The sequence below is a fragment of the Pseudomonas sp. ICMP 10191 genome (assembly GCF_001467335.1).
GTDB lineage: Bacteria > Pseudomonadota > Gammaproteobacteria > Pseudomonadales > Pseudomonadaceae > Aquipseudomonas > Aquipseudomonas cerasi.
The window spans coordinates 1-16921 of sequence record NZ_LKGW01000112.1 but is presented as its reverse complement, the minus strand read 5'-3'; the positions used below and the strand labels follow the sequence as shown (position 1 = coordinate 16921).

General features: G+C 59.7%; 13 protein-coding genes. 5 read left to right on the top strand and 8 right to left on the bottom strand.

Translation table 11 applies throughout. The annotated features are described in order from the left end of the window. Nucleotides 1-268: 268 nt before the first annotated feature. The 5 genes from AO388_RS14565 to AO388_RS14545 all read right to left on the bottom strand — a co-directional run bounded on the left by AO388_RS14565 (nucleotide 269) and on the right by AO388_RS14545 (nucleotide 3851). Nucleotides 269-670 (bottom strand): ExbD/TolR family protein, encoded by a 402-nt coding sequence (locus AO388_RS14565; RefSeq protein ID WP_058416649.1) that lies wholly within the window; start codon nucleotides 668-670, stop codon nucleotides 269-271. Nucleotide 671: 1 nt separating this feature from the next. Then, nucleotides 672-1400, bottom strand: coding sequence for a MotA/TolQ/ExbB proton channel family protein (locus AO388_RS14560; RefSeq protein WP_054081809.1), 729 nt, complete (start codon nucleotides 1398-1400; stop codon nucleotides 672-674). 130 nt (nucleotides 1401-1530) lie between these two features. Beyond that, entirely contained in the window at nucleotides 1531-2364 is an 834-nt protein-coding gene (locus tag AO388_RS14555; protein ID WP_058397305.1) for an energy transducer TonB, read from the bottom strand. A 393-nt stretch (nucleotides 2365-2757) separates the two neighbouring features. Beyond that, nucleotides 2758-3252 carry a copper chaperone PCu(A)C gene (locus AO388_RS14550; RefSeq protein WP_003367247.1) on the bottom strand — a complete coding sequence of 165 codons (495 nt, stop codon included), beginning with the start codon at nucleotides 3250-3252 and terminating at the stop codon, nucleotides 2758-2760. Then, nucleotides 3246-3851 carry an SCO family protein gene (locus AO388_RS14545; protein WP_003367246.1) on the bottom strand — a complete coding sequence of 202 codons (606 nt, stop codon included), beginning with the start codon at nucleotides 3849-3851 and terminating at the stop codon, nucleotides 3246-3248. Before AO388_RS14545 ends, AO388_RS14550 begins: the two co-directional genes overlap by 7 nt. A 390-nt stretch (nucleotides 3852-4241) precedes the next feature. Between AO388_RS14545 and AO388_RS14540 the strand changes: the two genes are divergently transcribed. Then, entirely contained in the window at nucleotides 4242-6740 is a 2499-nt protein-coding gene (locus AO388_RS14540; RefSeq protein WP_058416648.1) for a TonB-dependent receptor plug domain-containing protein, read from the top strand. A gap of 17 nt (nucleotides 6741-6757) precedes the next feature. On the opposite strand, the gene AO388_RS14535 is transcribed toward AO388_RS14540, so the two are convergent. After that, nucleotides 6758-7312: a TetR/AcrR family transcriptional regulator gene (locus AO388_RS14535; protein ID WP_003367243.1), complete on the bottom strand. Its 555-nt coding sequence runs from the start codon at nucleotides 7310-7312 to the stop codon at nucleotides 6758-6760. Nucleotides 7313-7491: 179 nt separating this feature from the next. Between AO388_RS14535 and AO388_RS14530 the strand changes: the two genes are divergently transcribed. Together AO388_RS14530 and AO388_RS14525 are read left to right on the top strand one after the other, a co-directional pair. Beyond that, nucleotides 7492-8652, top strand: coding sequence for an efflux RND transporter periplasmic adaptor subunit (locus AO388_RS14530; RefSeq protein ID WP_003367240.1), 1161 nt, complete (start codon nucleotides 7492-7494; stop codon nucleotides 8650-8652). Between the two features lie 33 nt (nucleotides 8653-8685). Next, nucleotides 8686-11829, top strand: coding sequence for an efflux RND transporter permease subunit (locus AO388_RS14525; protein WP_058416647.1), 3144 nt, complete (start codon nucleotides 8686-8688; stop codon nucleotides 11827-11829). A gap of 21 nt (nucleotides 11830-11850) precedes the next feature. Here AO388_RS14525 and AO388_RS14520 read toward each other — a convergent pair whose 3' ends face one another. Both AO388_RS14520 and sfnG read right to left on the bottom strand, forming a co-directional pair. Then, nucleotides 11851-13443 (bottom strand): sensor domain-containing diguanylate cyclase, encoded by a 1593-nt coding sequence (locus AO388_RS14520; protein WP_054081814.1) that lies wholly within the window; start codon nucleotides 13441-13443, stop codon nucleotides 11851-11853. A gap of 319 nt (nucleotides 13444-13762) precedes the next feature. Continuing rightward, entirely contained in the window at nucleotides 13763-14863 is a 1101-nt protein-coding gene (gene sfnG / locus AO388_RS14515; RefSeq protein ID WP_058416646.1) for a dimethylsulfone monooxygenase SfnG, read from the bottom strand. Between the two features lie 323 nt (nucleotides 14864-15186). Between sfnG and AO388_RS14510 the strand changes: the two genes are divergently transcribed. Together AO388_RS14510 and AO388_RS14505 are read left to right on the top strand one after the other, a co-directional pair. Next, nucleotides 15187-15522, top strand: a complete 336-nt coding sequence (locus AO388_RS14510) for a hypothetical protein (protein ID WP_003367230.1) — start codon at nucleotides 15187-15189, stop codon at nucleotides 15520-15522. Nucleotides 15523-15729: 207 nt separating this feature from the next. Beyond that, a complete protein-coding gene (locus AO388_RS14505; RefSeq protein WP_044308356.1) occupies nucleotides 15730-16767 on the top strand; it encodes an LLM class flavin-dependent oxidoreductase in 1038 nt (345 codons plus the stop codon). The last annotated feature ends 154 nt before the right edge of the window (nucleotides 16768-16921 follow it).

The following is a 16921-nucleotide window of genomic DNA, read 5'->3' as shown; positions in this document are numbered from 1 at the left end:
GAAAATCCCTGATCCAGAAACTCTGCTCTGGTTACAACGAGCGATCCGTGCGGCGGACGGTGGCGATCATTACGGTGTCTGATTGATGTTCCGGTGGCCCGATGCGTTATAGCTTAATGAACTTGATTTAAATATTTAAATATCAATAACGAATAAGCATCTGCATTTGTGTCAGTACTGAAAAATGCCTGCGATGCAGACAAAAAAAGGCCGCACCTGCCTGAGGATGCGGCCCAAAACCGTTGAAGCTGTAGATGGTATAAATATGTTACCTGGCAGTGATCACCGACAATTTGGTAATCCCGGCACGCTCGATGGAGGCCATGGCGCGCGCGACTTCCCCGTAATTGACGCCATTGTCCGCCTGCAATTGCACGCGTACGTCAGGCGCCTTTTCCTTGGCCGCCTTCAGGTTGGTTTCCAGCAAGTCCGGCTGGATTTCGTCCTTGTTGATGAACAGCTTGCCCTGCCCGTCGATACTCACCACCAATGGGTCTTTCTGCTCCACCGGCGCGACCGATTCGCTCTTGGGCAGGTTGATCGGGATTGAGTTGGTCAATAGCGGCGCGGTGACGATGAACACCACCAGCAGCACCAGCATCACGTCTACCAGCGGCGTGACATTGATCTCGCTCAGCACTTCATCGGTGTCTTGTGTGGAAAAAGCCATCTCAGGAGGCCTCCTTCACGTTCTGCCCGACGTGCGCGCCCGCAGTGCCCGACTTCAATACCGGATGCAGCAGCACACGGAAGGCGCTCTTCTGCGCCAGGCTGTAGAAGTCATGGGCGAAGTCATCCAGATCGGCAGCGGTCAGTTTCAGGCGTCGCAGAAAGTAGTTGTAGACCAGCACTGCAGGCACTGCGACGGCAATGCCGACGCCGGTTGCCACCAGCGCCGCGCCGATCGGCCCGGCTACCGTTTCCAGGCTTGCCGAACCGGCCGCACTGATGCCCTTGAGGGCTGACATGATGCCCCAGACCGTACCGAACAAACCGATGAAAGGCGAAGTGCTGCCGATGCTGGCGAGGATGGCCAGACCGGTTTCCAGCGAGCGCCGCTCGCGGACGATCTGCTGACGCAAGGCGCGCTCAAGGCGGTCCTGATGGTTGATGGACTGACTGAGGTCATTGGCCTGCGCGCCATCCGGCACCTGAATGGCGGCGTAACCGGCCAGGGCGACCCGAGCGGCAGCGCCCGGTTGCTCCTGGGCCAGTTGAGCGGCGGAATCCAGGCTCGATGCGGCCCAGAACTGTTTGTGGAACTTGCGATCCTGAGACTTAAGGCGCGAAAACTGCACGCCCTTGAGCAGGGCCAGGCCCCAGGTAGCGACGGAAAAAATGACCAGCAGCCAGATGACCGCGTGTTCGATGGATTCAAAAGGCGAAGCAATCAGGTTCATGGCGCAGCTCTCTCTGAACAAAGTCTGAACAAGGCATGGAGTGTGTCGCGATGCGCCTTTGGTTCAGGTAGCTCGCCAGGTCAATCGAATAGCCGGGTTTGGTCTTGAAACGTTATTTGATCTTGAATCCTTATTTGATCCTGAAATCAATGGGCACGCTGACCCAGCCATCCTGGGCTACATCGCCCTGCCTGGCCGGAACGAAACTCCAGCGTTTCACCGCCGCCAGCGCGGCATCGTCAAGCTGGTCGCGACCACTGCTCTTCTGTATCTGAATCTCGCCGGGCTTGCCGCTGGCCAATACATGTACGCGCAACAGCACAGTGCCTTCCCAACCGCGACGCATGGCCAGCGATGGGTATTCCGGGGCCGGGTTGCGCAGGTAGCCCGCGCTGGCCGAGGCCGCGGTTACCGGCTTTGGTGCCGGCGGAGCGGGTGGCGCAGGCGCAGCGACAGGAGCTGCAGGCACCGGAGGCGCGGGTGGCTGCTCAACCGGCTTGGCTACTGGTTTCACGACCGGCTTGACCACCGGTTTGGACGGTTGTGGCTTGGGCTTGGGAATCGGTTTTGGCGGTGGTGGCTTGACGGCCAGTTCGTCCTCGACCGGAGGCGGCGGTTCGACCACCGGCTGCACGACAGGCTCGGGCGGTGGCGGCGGTGTTTCCACAACGGGTGGCGCAGGCTGGGAAAACTCGATGGTCATCGGCGGAATTTCAGGTGGCACCACTGGCAGTGTCGGCGTCGGGTTCTGGCTCAGCCAGTAGATGACTGCGCCATGAAATACCAGCGCCAGCGCACCGAGCAAAATGGCTTCGCGCCGCCCGAGAATGGGCTTGGGGGTGCTTTGCAGCCGAGATAACGCCAGTGGCGCACGGAAAGGACGCCCCAGATCGACCAGGTCGCCACTCGGCGTCTGGCGCCAAGGCACGTCATGTGCACTGGCTGCGGTCTGGACATTGCCCATTGATACACTCCTGCATTTTCATGATAAAAATCCAGGTTCTGTTGGTATCAGTCACCTTCCTCAGGCCGATATGGCGAGGCAATCATCGCCGAAAAAAGCTTGTTCCCGAAAAGAATATTTGGTTCGCCGGTTAGATCCTAAATGCATATAGGAGGCGGACGTTCCGCGTTCGCTTTTGAACGTGCAGTGAGGCACAGAGTTGTGACGCGGAGCGTCACGAAAGGCATTCCCACGCTGGAGCGTGAGGAACGATAGGCGTCATGTAGATCACTCTCTTGCCGATGCATCGAGCACCCTGTTTGCTGGGGGGCTGTGCCGGCCTCTTCGCGAGCAAGCTCGCTCCCACAAGGCCGGTTTATAACGATGAGTGCCCAGCGTCCGATGCTGCAAGCCTCAATGGCCGCTGTGATCGCCGTGGCTGCTGTGCTCGTCGCTGGTCAGTGACTTGGCGACTGCAGTGACCTGGATCGATTGCTTTGCGCCCTTGGCATCTTCCACGGTCAGGGTCAGAGGCACCTGATCGCCTTCTTTGACCTGAGCAGCCAGGCCCATGAACATCACGTGGTAGCCGTCGGAATCGAGCATCACCGGTTTGCCGGCCGGCAGGTCGACCGAGTTGACGCGCTGCATGCTCATCACGTCGCCTTTCATGCTCATCTCATGGATCTGCACGGTTTTCGCAACAGGTGAAGCAACGTCGACCAGCTTGCTGTCCGTGTCCGAGGTGATACGCATGAACGCACCCGTGGCGGACTGGCCCGGCACGGTGGCGCGAACCCAGGCATCATCGACGTGTGTTTCGGCCAGGGCCTGAGCGCTCAGGCCCAACAGCGAAAGGCTCAGCAACAGCGGCTTTGCGATGTTACGAATCAAAACGGTCATCAGCATACTTCCATCAAAGTGAGCAGATCTTCAGTGCATTGTTGAGCGGAAAGCCGGTGCGACAACCCCAGGCGCAATACACCGCGGGTATCGTAGACGTAACTGGTCGCGGTGTGCGAGATCGTGTAGGTGTCACCCAGTGGGACCTTCTCGAAGAATACGCCGAACTCCTTCGCCGTTGCCGCCGTTTCTTCAAGCGTGCCGGACAGTGCGACGAACGTCGGATCGAAGGCCTTCACATAGGCGTCGATCACTTCGGGCGTGTCGCGCTCCGGGTCCAGGGTAATGAACACCACCTGCAGCGTCTTGCCCTCCTCGCCCATCAGCTTCCTTATTTGAGCAGCCCGCGCCAGCGCCGTGGGGCAGATGGCCGGGCACTGGGTGAAACCGAAGAAGATCATCGGCATCAGGCCGCGAAAGCTGGACAAGGTCTTGACGTTGCCTTGCGAATCCTTGAGCCGGAAGTTGCGGCCGACAATCTCGTTGCTCATGTCCTTGCCATGCTTGAACGGCAACGCATTGGAGCTGCCGCAGCCGGTCAACAGGCCAAGGCTCAGCAATGAGAGGCCAGTGACCACCTCGCGGCGTGTCAGATGTTGCGTCATGTCTTGCGTCCCCTGAGGATAAGGCGCGTGGGTTCAGACAAATTCAAAGGCGGCGAATTTACCACTCAAGGACAATGGGGAATACCGCCAATCCTGTATCAAGCCATGAGCAGACGCGCAAACGTCGCGCTCATGGGCTGCCATACGTCGTGCGACAAAACAGCACAGGCGTTGCAACCTTTCCAACAGCCTCCCTTGCAGCGGTCGACACGCAAAGCATTAAATGCAAATAACGCATCAACATTTAAAATATAATTCCATAAATTAATAATTAGCATATAGCCAAAAGGCCTTTCACAGGCCCGTTTCATAACTCTATATTCGCCAGCAAACCGACCCTTGCCGTGTGGAGGTGCCCAGGATTTTTCAGCATCCAAGGATCACTTCGCTATGGCCTTATTCGCTAACGCCCCTCGTCTTGCCCTGTACAACCCGTTGATCAAAAGCATTGCACTTGTCGGCCTCGGTCTGATGAATCCGGCTCAGGCTGCCGATGAAGCGACCGACGAGGAGGCACGTCTGGAAAAGGTTACGGTAATTTCCACCGGCATTCGCGGCGCTCAGCGCACGGTGACTGAAAGCCCGGCCCCGATTGATATCGTGACCAGCGATCAGTTACTGAAAACCGGTCGCGCCGACCTGACCGAAGCCATCGCCAAACTGCTGCCATCTTTCAACTACGGCACCAACGTCGCAGGCTATAACTCGACCATCCGCCCCCTGTCCAACCGCAGTCTGGCACCGGCCTACACGCTGGTGCTGGTCAACGGCAAACGCCGTCACAACAGCGCTCTGCCTGCCAACGGCTCCACCGACAGCAGCGGCGCAAACTCGGTGGACATCGACATGATCCCCATCAGTGCGGTGGAGCGTATCGAGGTCCTCAAGGACAGCGCCGCCGCGCAATACGGCTCGGACGCGATTGCCGGGGTGATCAATGTGATTCTGAAGTCCGGCGCCGAGGGCGGTCATCTGGGGGTGACTTACGGCAAGCTGTACAGCGGCGAAGGCGAAGTGACCAAATTCGAAGGGGACACCGGCTTCGAACTGGGTGACGGCGGCTTTCTGCACCTCTCGGCGGACGCCCGCAAACGTGGCGATGCCAGCTGGAACGAGAAAGCCACCAATAACGCCTATTTTCCCGGCGATCCTCGGGAGGCGAGCTGGGACCGGGTCGGGGTCAAGAACGGGGATCCGCAGATCAAGGCGTTCAACCTGGCCTACAACGCCGAACTGCCGCTGGATGATCAGACCACACTGTACTCCTACGGCACCTATGGGCAGCGTGACGCCATCATCAACAACTACTTCCGCTACCCCAACGGCAACGCCAACATTCCCGAGTTGTTTGCCGATGGCTATTACCCGTTGAACAATCTGGACGACACCGACTACCAGTATCTGATTGGCGGCAAGGGTCAAGCACTGGGCTGGAACTGGGACCTGAGCACCACGTACGGGCGCAATAACAATCATCAGTACAGCGATAGGACCATCAACCCGTCGCTGGGCCCGGCCTCCCCGACTTCATTCGATGATCTGGCGACCTATCGATTCGAACAGTGGGTCAACAATATCGACATAACCCGCGCATTCGACGGACTGTTTGGCGTACCGCTGCAAGTTTCTGCAGGCCTTGAACATCGCTGGGAGCGTTTCCAGACTTTTTCCGGTGACGCGCAGGCCTATCAGGTCGGCGGCTATCGTTTTCCGGCCACCCTGCCCAACGGTCAGGCCAACCCGCTGGCCGGGCAACTGGCGTCGATTGCCGCCCAGGCCGCAGCGGTCATCTCGCCGCAGGATACGACCAGCCTGCAACGCAACAACTACGCAGCCTACGTCGATTTCGGTATCACCCCGATAGAACCGCTGTTCGTCGATCTGGCCCTGCGCGCCGAGCACTTCGATGATGACTCGGGCAACACGGTCAGCGCCAAGCTCAACTCGCGCTACGAATTCACTGACACCTTCGCCGTGCGCGGCACCGTCGGCACCGGCTTTCGTGCACCTTCACTGACCCAGATCGGCTACAGCATCTCCGACAACAGGGTCGGTGCTGCGCCAGACGGCACCATTGTTCCCGCCGTGACGCGCATTGCGCCGGTCAACTCGGCGCTGGCCCAGGCGCTTGGCGCAACCAGCCTGGACCCGGAAAAATCGCGCAACCTGGGGTTTGGCGTGACCTGGCAACCGGCACCTCGCACCAGCCTGACAGCGGACGCCTACTGGATCGAGATTGCCGATCGCATCGCCCGAACCGAAAGCCTGTACGGGCCGGCGCTTGCACCGATTCTTGCCGCACAGGGCGTGGACACCAGCACCTGGACCTCGTATTACGCCAATGCCTTCGACACGCGCACGCGCGGCCTGGATATCGTTATCGACCACTCCAGTCAGTACGGCGCATGGGGTGATGTGCGCTGGAGCGCCGGGTTCAATTACAACAAGACCGTCATCATCGACGTCAAGGATGCACCGGCAGCCCTGCAGGGGCTGGGCAGTAACCCCGGTGGCAGCCTGACCTGGGTCGGCCGGGCCCGCGAAGGCGATCTGACCGATGCGCAACCGAAAACCAAATGGGTGCTGGGCGGCAAATGGACGCTGGGGGATTTGGGCGTGAACCTGCAAACCACTCGTTATGGCAAGGTCAAGACGCTCCAGCAACTGGAAAGCGGCGACCGCAGTTTCGGTGCCAAGTGGATCACTGACCTGGAGGTGTCCTACACCCTCTACGACAACATCACCCTCAGTGTTGGCGGCACCAATATCTTCGATGTGCGCCCGGACAAAAACGCGATCCCCTCCGCCGTCGGACTCAACCTGTACGGCAACTCGCCGTTCTATCCGGGCGGTGGCTTCTGGTACAGCAAGATTGCCTACGATTTCTGACGTCTGCACAGAACTGCCTATCGTGCCGCCGCTCCGTGCAGGAAGAACTGGGTCACCAACGCGCCCATACCGGCGCGTGCCACACGGCCACGGCGTTCGGCGTCGACCATCCCGGAGAGCAGCGCAGCGAACATTTCGGTCAGGACGGCGGCACCGACGTCGATCCGGAACAGGCCTTCACGCTGACCACGCAGGAAAAATGCATCAAGGGCGTCGGAGTAAGGCAACCAGCGGCGCCCTCCGCTGCTTTCGTCGAGCGAATCCGGACGCCACTGAAACACCAGAAAGACCAGCATTTCGCGGTGCATGAGGTGGTTGTCGACCAGCCGCTGAAGCGCTTCCAGCGGCGGAGCAGTCTGCAGATCCGCGTCGGCGACCATCTGATTCATCAGGTCCGAGGCATGATTGAGCAGCAATTCCACGAGGTTGGCGCGAGTGCCGCAAAAGCGGTTGAGCGTCGCCTTGCTGACGCCGGCCGCCTGAGCAATATCCTTGAGCGTACCGTTGGAGTGGTCGACCAGCGCAACGGCCAGGGCCTTCAGAAATTTGTCGTCAGCAGCAGGTAATTCCATTGGGTACGTATTCAACTCGTATAAGTGGCAGGCGGCGCATTGTGCAGAAACCTTACCGGGTTCTCAAAGCACATACACAATTAGTCACTAAAGGCTCATGTGAGTCAATATTGACTCACCGTCTTTCAGAGTGGATCATTCGCGGCTTTAGCATCTGATGGGCTGCGGCCGGGTGAACGATGAGTAGTTTCAGCGATTGGCGTGTGATGCCTGCAGTAGCCCTGCTGGCAGCGTTGGGTCTGGCCGGGTGCGAGCAGAAACAGCAGCAGGATCACGCGGCATCGAAAGCGCCCAAAGAGGTGGAAGCCATTACGGTCAACGCCGAATCGTTCACGGTCGTTGACGAACTGCCCGGCCGTATCGAACCAGTGCGTGTGGCGCAGGTTCGCGCGCGGGTGGCCGGCATCGTGCTGAGCCGCAACTTCGAGGAAGGCGCCGATGTGAAAGCCGGCGCAGTGCTGTTCCAGATCGATCCGGCGCCGTTCAAGGCTGCGCTGTCCAAGGCGCAGGGAGATCTGGCCCGCACTGAAGCCACGCTGTTCGAGACTCAGGCCACGGTCAAACGTTACGAGTCGCTGGTGGAAATTGAAGCGGTCAGCCGCCAGACTTTCGACACCGCCCGCTCTGCACTGCAAAACGCAATCGCCGCTAAAAAGTCGGCTCAGGCTGATGTCGAAACGGCCAGGCTGAACCTGGGCTATGCCACCGTCAAGGCGCCGATTTCAGGCCGCATCGGCCGCGCGATGGTGACCGAGGGCGCGCTGGTCGGTCAGGGCGAAACCACGCTGCTGGCAACCATTCAACAACTCGACCCGGTCTACGCCGACTTTACCCAGCCGGCTGCCGAGGCCTTGCAGATGCGCGCCGCGATACAGGAAGGCCGCTTGCCCAAGGGCGGCGAAGACGCGTTATCACTGAGTGTCGACGGCACCGATTACACGAGCACCGGCACCCTGCTGTTTACCGATGTCGCAGTAGACCGGACCACCGGCCAAGTGTCGTTGCGCGCCCGCTTTGCCAATCCCAAGGGCGTGCTGCTGCCCGGTATGTATGTGCGGGTGCGCACACCGCAGCGCGTCGACAGCAACGCCATTCTTGTCCCGCAGCGCGCCGTTCAGCGCTCCGGCGACGGTGCAGCGCGCGTGCTGGTGATTACCCAGGACGGCACGGTCGAAGCGCGTCCGGTCAAAACCGGGGCGATGCAGGATTCGCGCTGGCAGATCACCGAAGGCCTGAAGGCAGACGAACAGGTCATTGTCGGCAATATGACCGGGCTCAGCGCCGGCGACAAGGTCGCGCGCAAATCGCCATCCGCCCAACCGCAGGCCAAGGCGCAATAAAGCCGCCTTCAGCGCGACCGAGGATCACTGTCAATGTCTCTCTTCTTTATCAAGCGCCCCAACTTCGCCTGGGTACTTGCCCTGTTCATCCTGCTCGCCGGGTTGATGGCTCTGCCGTCCCTGCCTGTGGCGCAGTACCCGGACGTGGCGCCACCGCAGATCACCATCACCGCCACCTACCCCGGCGCATCCGCGAAGGTGCTGGTCGATTCGGTGACCAGCGTTATCGAGGACGAACTGAACGGCGCCAAAGGGATGCTGTATTACGAGTCGACCAGCAACTCGACTGGCAGCGCGGAAATCAACGTCACGTTCGTGCCGGGCACCAACCCGGACCTGGCTCAGGTCGAAGTCCAGAACCGTATCAAGAAAGCCGAAGCTCGCTTGCCGCAGACGGTCCTCAGCCAGGGCCTGCAGGTCGAACAGGCCAGCTCCGGTTTTCTATTGATCTACACCCTGAACTACAAGGACGGCGCGGCCAACAAGGATACCGTCGCGCTGGCCGAATACGCGGCACGCAACGTCAATAACGAAATCAGCCGGGTGAACGGTGTCGGCAGGCTGCAATTCTTCGCTGCCGAAGCCGCGATGCGGGTATGGATCGATCCGCAGAAGCTGGTGGGCTTGGGGTTGTCCATCGATGACGTGAATGCTGCGATTCGGGCGCAGAACGTGCAGGTTCCGGCAGGCAGCTTCGGCAGCAGCCCGGCCTCGTCACTGCAGGAATTGACGGCCACCCTGGCGGTAAAGGGCACTTTGGACAACCCGGAAGAGTTCGGGCGCATCGTTCTGCGTGCCAACGAAGACGGCTCTGCGGTGCACCTGTCCGATGTGGCGCGTGTAGCGGTCGGCAGCCAGGATTACAGCTTCGAATCACGCCTGAACGGGCAACGTGCCGTCGCCGGTGCCGTACAGCTGTCGCCGGGCGCCAACGCGATCCAGACGGCCAGAGCCGTCGAGCAGCGGCTCACCGAGCTGTCGGTCAATTTCCCGGAAGGCGTCGGGTTTTCGATACCGTACGACACCTCGCGCTTCGTCGACGTAGCCATCGACAAGGTGATCTACACCCTCATCGAAGCCATGATCCTGGTGTTTCTGGTGATGTTCCTGTTTCTGCAGAACATCCGTTACACGCTGATACCGACCATCGTGGTCCCGGTGTGTCTGGCGGGAACGCTGGCGATCATGTACCTGATGGGCTTCTCGGTGAACATGATGACCATGTTCGGCATGGTGCTGGCCATCGGTATTCTGGTCGACGACGCCATTGTGGTCGTGGAAAACGTCGAGCGGATCATGGCTGAAGAAGGCCTCTCTCCCGCCGCCGCAACGGTCAAGGCGATGCAGCAGGTTTCCGGAGCGATTTTCGGCATCACGCTGGTCCTGGCCGCTGTGTTTCTGCCATTGGCGTTCATGGGCGGCTCGGTCGGGGTCATCTACCAGCAGTTCTCGCTGTCGCTGGCCGTGTCGATTCTGTTTTCAGGTTTCCTGGCCCTGACGTTCACCCCGGCGCTGTGTGCCACGCTGCTCAAGCCGATCCCGGCCGGGCACCATGAAAAGCGTGGTTTCTTCGGTGGTTTCAATCGTCTGTTCGGCACGTTCACCGACCGTTACGAGCGCGTCAGCTCGAGCATGATCAAGCGCGCCGGCCGCTACATGCTGCTGTACCTCGGTATCGTCGGTCTGCTGGGCTTTTTCTACCTGCGCCTGCCTGAGTCCTTTGTGCCCGTTGAAGATCAGGGCTATCTGATCATCGACGTGCAACTGCCTCCCGGCGCCACCCGGTCGCGTACCGACCTCACCGCGCAATTGCTCGAGAACTACATGCTGTCCCGCGAAGCCACGGGGGCGGTGACCATGCTGCTGGGGTTCAGCTTCTCGGGCATGGGTGAAAACGCCGGTCTTGCGTTCCCGACCCTGAAGGACTGGTCGGAGCGCGGCAAGGGCCAGTCAGCGGCTGAGGAAGCGGCGGCATTCAACCGGCATTTTGCAGGGCTCGGCGACGGCACGGTGATGGCGGTGACGCCACCGCCTATCGACGGCCTGGGCACCTCGGGCGGCTTCTCGCTGCGCCTGCAGGACCGTGCAGGCCTGGGCCGCGAAGCCCTGCTGACGGCACGCGACAAGCTGCTCGGCGAGGCCAACGGCAACCCGAAGATTCTCTACGCGATGATGGAAGGTCTGGCCGAAGCGCCGCAATTGCGCCTGAACATCGACCGCGAAAAGGCCCGGGCGCTAGGCGTGAGTTTCGAATCGATCAGCAATGCGCTGTCCACCGCCTTCGGTTCCTCGGTAATCAGCGACTTCGCCAATGCCGGACGTCAACAGCGCGTGGTCGTGCAGGCCGAACAAAGTTCGCGAATGACCCCGGAAAGCGTGCTCAAGCTCTACGTACCCAATAGCAGCGGCACGCTGGTGCCGCTGGGCGCCTTCGTTTCGACGCACTGGGAACAAGGCCCGGTGCAGATCGCCCGCTACAACGGCTACCCCGCATTCAGGATTTCCGGTGATGCAGCACCGGGCGTCAGTACCGGTGAGGCCATGGCGGAAATCGAACGGATCGTTTCCGGGCTGCCGCAAGGCATCGGTTACGAATGGACCGGCCTCTCCTATCAGGAAAGAGTCGCCAGCGGCCAGGCGGTCGGACTGTTCGGCCTGGCGCTGCTGGTGGTGTTCCTGCTGCTGGTCGCGTTGTATGAGAGCTGGGCAATCCCGCTGGTGGTGATGCTGATCGTTCCCGTCGGCGCGCTGGGCTCCGTGCTGGCCGTGACGGCCGTCGGCATGCCCAATGATGTGTATTTCAAAGTCGGCCTGATCACCATCATCGGGCTGGCCGCGAAAAACGCGATTCTCATCGTCGAGTTCGCCAAGGAACTCTGGGATCAGGGCCATTCCCTGCGCGACGCGGCACTTCAGGCTGCACGGCTGCGCTTTCGGCCAATTGTCATGACTTCGCTGGCCTTCATCCTTGGCGTGGTGCCGCTGACCCTGGCCACCGGCGCAGGCGCTGCAAGCCAGCGCGCCATCGGCACTGGCGTCATCGGCGGCATGCTCAGCGCGACGCTGCTGGGCGTGGTTCTGGTGCCTATATTCTTTTTCTGGGTGTTGACCGTGCTGCGCCGCAAACCGCATGCGCAACAGATTACCGACGATCAGCAACTGACGGAGAAGCGATAGGCAGCAAGCGGCCAGCGGGTATCAATCCCGCTGGCCCGACCTTGGCTCCGTGTCGGCTTGCGCGTCCATAGAGGACTTGACGCGGGTCCAGGCCGGTAATGTGCCGGTCGCGATTTCCGACGCCACATTCACCCGGTTGCGACCCTGCGACTTGGCGGCATACAACGCGCGGTCGGCAAGCTCAATCAGGCCACGCTGATCGAGTTGGCGATCGGTGCCGACGAATGTCGCGACACCGAGGCTGATCGTCACGATGCCAAACGGGCTGGCGGGATGCTCGATCTGCTCGTCACGGATGGCCTGCAGGATGTTCTCGGCCACCTGGCGAGCGTTCGACTCGTCAGTACCTGGCAACACCACGGCGATCTCTTCACCGCCATAACGGGCGGCGACGTCGCTGGGACGACGAATGAACTGCTCGACCACTCGGGCCAGCGCAATCAGGCATTCGTCACCGGCCAGGTGGCCGTAATGATCGTTGTAGCGTTTGAAATGATCAGCATCGATCAAAATCAGCGACAGCAGGCTGCGCTCGCGTCTGGCGCGCTTGAATTCGACTTCCAGAAACTGATCGAAACGTCTGCGATTGGCCAGCCCGGTCAGCTTGTCTTCGGAGGCAATCAACTCCAGGTGCTGGTTGAGCTGGATCAGGGCTGCCTGTGAATCGAGCAACTGGTCTTCTGCGCGTATGCGGCTGTGAATGTGCCCAATCAGACGAACGCCGAGTCCGATCACCAGTCCGAGCAGCACCAGCATGACCAGAATGGACTGCTTAGTCTGGCCCAGCCAGTCGAGCATGGCTTCTTTCTGACCCAGCGCAACCACGGTGACGATCGGGTAGACATCACTGCGTTTGAACGCATAAAAACGCGCAACACCGTCAATCCTGGAAACGAACTGGGCGGTACCTGACACTCGGCCGCGTTCCGACCTGAAAATGGGCGTCGATGACAGATCGCGACCGATCTCCTGCTCCAGATGGGGATAGCGCACCCGCAACTGCCCGGCGGTCGACGTCAGACTGATAATGCCGGTTTGCCCGACCTTGATGTCCGAATAGAACTTCAACAGGTGGTCGACACCGATGGTGGCGACCATCAGCCCGGCAAAACTCGCGTCGGGATTATTGATGCGTCTGCTGACCGATATGACCCATTCGCCGGAGGCACGGCTGCGAATCGTCGGACCGATGTAAGGGGCTTTGTCAGGCATCTTCAGGTGGTGCTGAAAGAACTCGCGCTGCGCGCTGTTGATGCCGATAACCCTGGGATTGCTCGAGAAGATGCAAATCCCGTCGGCGTTGTACAGCGACACGGTATCGATCTGCGGCAGCGCGCCCATTTCACGCGCAATGACCCACCTGAGACGCTCGATCTGTTCAGGCCCGACGCCGTCCTTTTCGACACGCTCCGTCAGGCCGATCAGCATCAGCTCGCTTTGCTTGAAAATACCATCCGTGTAGGTGCTTAGCGCTCCAGCCAGATTGATCGTGCTGGTCTGGATGTTTTCCAGGGTGTTGCGGCGTGCGGTCCATGCTTGCCAGGCCATCAACATCACCACGCAGGCGCACACTACGAAGATCAGCCATGACGCAAGCCGAAGGTCGCGTTTCAAAACTTGCCTCCACAACAGGTGAGAACCAGTGCATCTGGTTTTTCTGAAAACCGGACCTGATTGCTCAGGGGCCATCGACAATCCTTTCGCTACTAACTGCCATTGTCGGCAAGTGCTCGGCCATACCTGGAAGGCCTGGCATCGATAAAAGCATGCCAGTGAGTGGCATCATAATGCCACGTACAGCTGTCTATGGGTTGATCGGGGATGAACATACGAAAGCAGGCGCACACTGGATCACAGTGGCGCCTGATTTTATGGAGGGCTGTAAGCGCGGCCGGCTTACAAGGGCATGGCGGGTTGTCGTTATTGGCGGGGGTCAAGCCGTCTCGGCGACAGGCTTGCGTTGTGCAGCGGCTTCCAGTTCGCGTACCAGAGGCAATACGTGCTGGCCGAAATAGGCGACTTCTTCCTGGAAATGCAGGAACGCTGAAAGCACCAGGTCTACGCCAACGGACTTGAGTTCGACGATGCGCTCGGCAATCTGCCGCGGTGTGCCAATCAGGTTGGTCTTGAAGCCATCGTTGTACTGCACCAGATCCTGAAAGGTGGATTTGGCCCAGTTGCCCTCGCCTTCCGGACTGGCCTTGCCCGCCTGCTTCGCGGCATCACCAAAGGCGTTGACGGCTTCCGGATCTGCCTTGTCGACGATTTCGGCCAGCACGGCACGCGCCTCTTCTTCGGTATCCCTGGCAATGATGAAAGCATTCACACCGATCTTCACCGAATGCCCGTTCGCGGCAGCCTTGGCTCGGATGTCATCGACCTGGGCCTTGATGCCTTCGACGGTATTGCCGTTGGTGAAATACCAGTCCGACACCCGCGCCGCCATATCACGTGCGGCCCGCGAGCTGCCGCCCTGAAAGATTTCCGGGTGAGGACGCTGGATCGGCTTGGGCTTGAGGGTGTAATCATGGAAGCGATAGAAATCCCCCTTGAAGGTGAAGTTGTCGGTGGTCCAGATCCCCTTGAGGGCGCGGATGAACTCCTCGGAGCGGCGATAACGTTCATCATGCTCCAGCCAGGGCTCTCCGATAGCCTGAAACTCGCCCTTGAACCAGCCGCTGACAATATTGACCGCCACACGCCCGGCGGTGAGCTGATCGATGGTCGCCAGTTGCTTGGCGGCCACCGACGGGGTCCATGGCCCGGGCAATATCGCGGCAATGACCTTGAGCTTCTCGGTGGCCGCGAGTAGCGCATGGCTGAAGGCTACGGATTCATGCTGGAATTCGGCGCCATAACCGGCGGTAAAGCGAATTTGCGTCAGCGCGTAGTCGAAACCGGACTGCTCGGCGATCTGCGCCAGCTTGCGGTTGTAGTCGATGGTCCAGCTGGTGCGCTGTTCGATCTTGCTGACTACCAGCCCACCGCTGACGTTGGGTACCCAGTACGCAAATTTTATGGACGATTGGCTCATATCGGTACTCCTCTGGCTGCAAGCTTCCCGAGCGCATTAAGCACAAGGGCCTGCACATCCACAGAGCAGCAACCGTGCCATTCAATAAAACACTGGCATATCAAAGCGTTGCGACAGCTGACTTGCAGCGCCAACTGTCCGTGTCAAGCCAGGGTGTGGAACTGCTGTTGGCGGAGCAACAGCTTTGCGGATTTCCTGACCATGCGCAGGACGTGATTCGCTGAAAGCAAGCCGACGAAAGGCAGCTGGCCCTGCTATCCAGAATCGCATGGCTGGAGTAAATTTTGGATCCAATGAAACCGCATTCATCTGCAGGAGCACCGATGAAATTGCATGCCTGTTTTCTGGCCCTGATGATCCCTGCCCTTTCGGCGCATGCCGAAGGCAAAAGCATATCCATACCTCATGATCCAACCGGCCAGCACGCACTGATAGAGAAAAGCGGCAGCGCAAAGGAACGCGTGGTGATCACCCGGCGTGAAGGCATGCTCGGGGTGATCTACTTCAAGCGGGTCTATAACTGCGCCAACCACACGGTGAACCTGGTCGGCACCGGTTCCACGCTGGAAATCATGGAACAGGCAAAGGCCGTGAGTGGCATGGGACCGGTGATTCGCGACTCCACGGCCGACTACATCGAATCCGAGGCCTGCAGTTGATTCTGACCTGATCAATCCTGCTCCGGCTGAATATGCGACATCCGAAAGCGCCTCCCATGAGGCGCTTTTTTCGTTTCTGCCGTTGGGTTTTACAGCAGGGAGCAGCACCGCAAAAAACACTTGCACCGAAAGTATTACGGTATACCATCAGACAACAATAACTCATCACGCCGGTGCAGGCGCCAGGATTTAAGCGAGGTAAGTGTCATGAAGTTTTCGTTGTTCGTGCACATGGAGCGCTGGGATGAAAGTGTCAGTCATCGCCAGCTGTTCGAGGACCTGACCGAGCTGACGCTGATGGCCGAGCAAGGCGGCTTCAGCACAGTCTGGATAGGCGAACACCACGCGATGGAATACACCATCTCGCCAAGCCCGATGCCGTTGCTGGCGTATCTGGCGGCCAGGACCACACATATTCATCTGGGCGCCGGCACCATCATTGCGCCGTTCTGGCACCCATTGCGGGTCGCGGGTGAATGCGCGCTGCTGGACGTGATCAGTAACGGGCGTATGGAAGTCGGCCTGGCACGCGGCGCCTATCAAGTGGAGTTCGACCGCATGGCCGGTGGCATGCCGGCCTCCGAAGGCGGCAAGGCGTTGCGTGAAATGGTCCCGGTGGTACGTGCGCTGTGGCAGGGTGACTACGCCCACGACGGCGATATCTGGAAATTCCCGACCTCGACTTCCGTGCCCAAGCCGATCAACACGCCGCCGATGTGGATCGCTGCGCGCGACCCTGACTCGCACAATTTCGCCGTGCAGAACGGCTGTAACGTGATGGTCACCCCGTTGATGAAGGGTGACGAAGAAGTTGTCGACCTGAAGAACAAGTTCGCAGCCGCGCTGGCCAACAATCCCGACGTGCCCCGCCCGCAATTGATGGTACTGCGCCACACGCATGTGCATGCCGCAGACGATCCCGAAGGCTGGAAAGTGGGCGCCACTGCCATCGCGAAGTTCTACCGCACTTTCGACGCATGGTTCGGCAATAAACAGACGCCGGTCAACGGTTTTCTGGCCCCCAGCCCGGAAGAGAAGTTCAAGGAACGTCCGGAATTCGAGCTGGAGAATATCCGCAAGAACACCATGATCGGTACTCCTGAAGAGATCATTCCGCGCATTCGTCATTATCAAGAGTTAGGTGTCGACGAGTTCAGCTTCTGGTGCGACAACAGCCTGCCGCACGCCGAGAAGAAAAAGTCGCTTGAGCTGTTCATCAAGCACGTGGTGCCGGTGTTTCGTTGAGCTGAGCGCGAGGTCTCCAGGCTGTATTGATTATCGTCCCCACGCTCTGCGCTCAACGTTATGCGCAAATCCAACTGTTTATCGTGCCAATGCTCCGCGTTGGCATGCAGTTCGTGACGCTCTGCGTCACACAGCGGTCTCTCTTTGTCAGGTG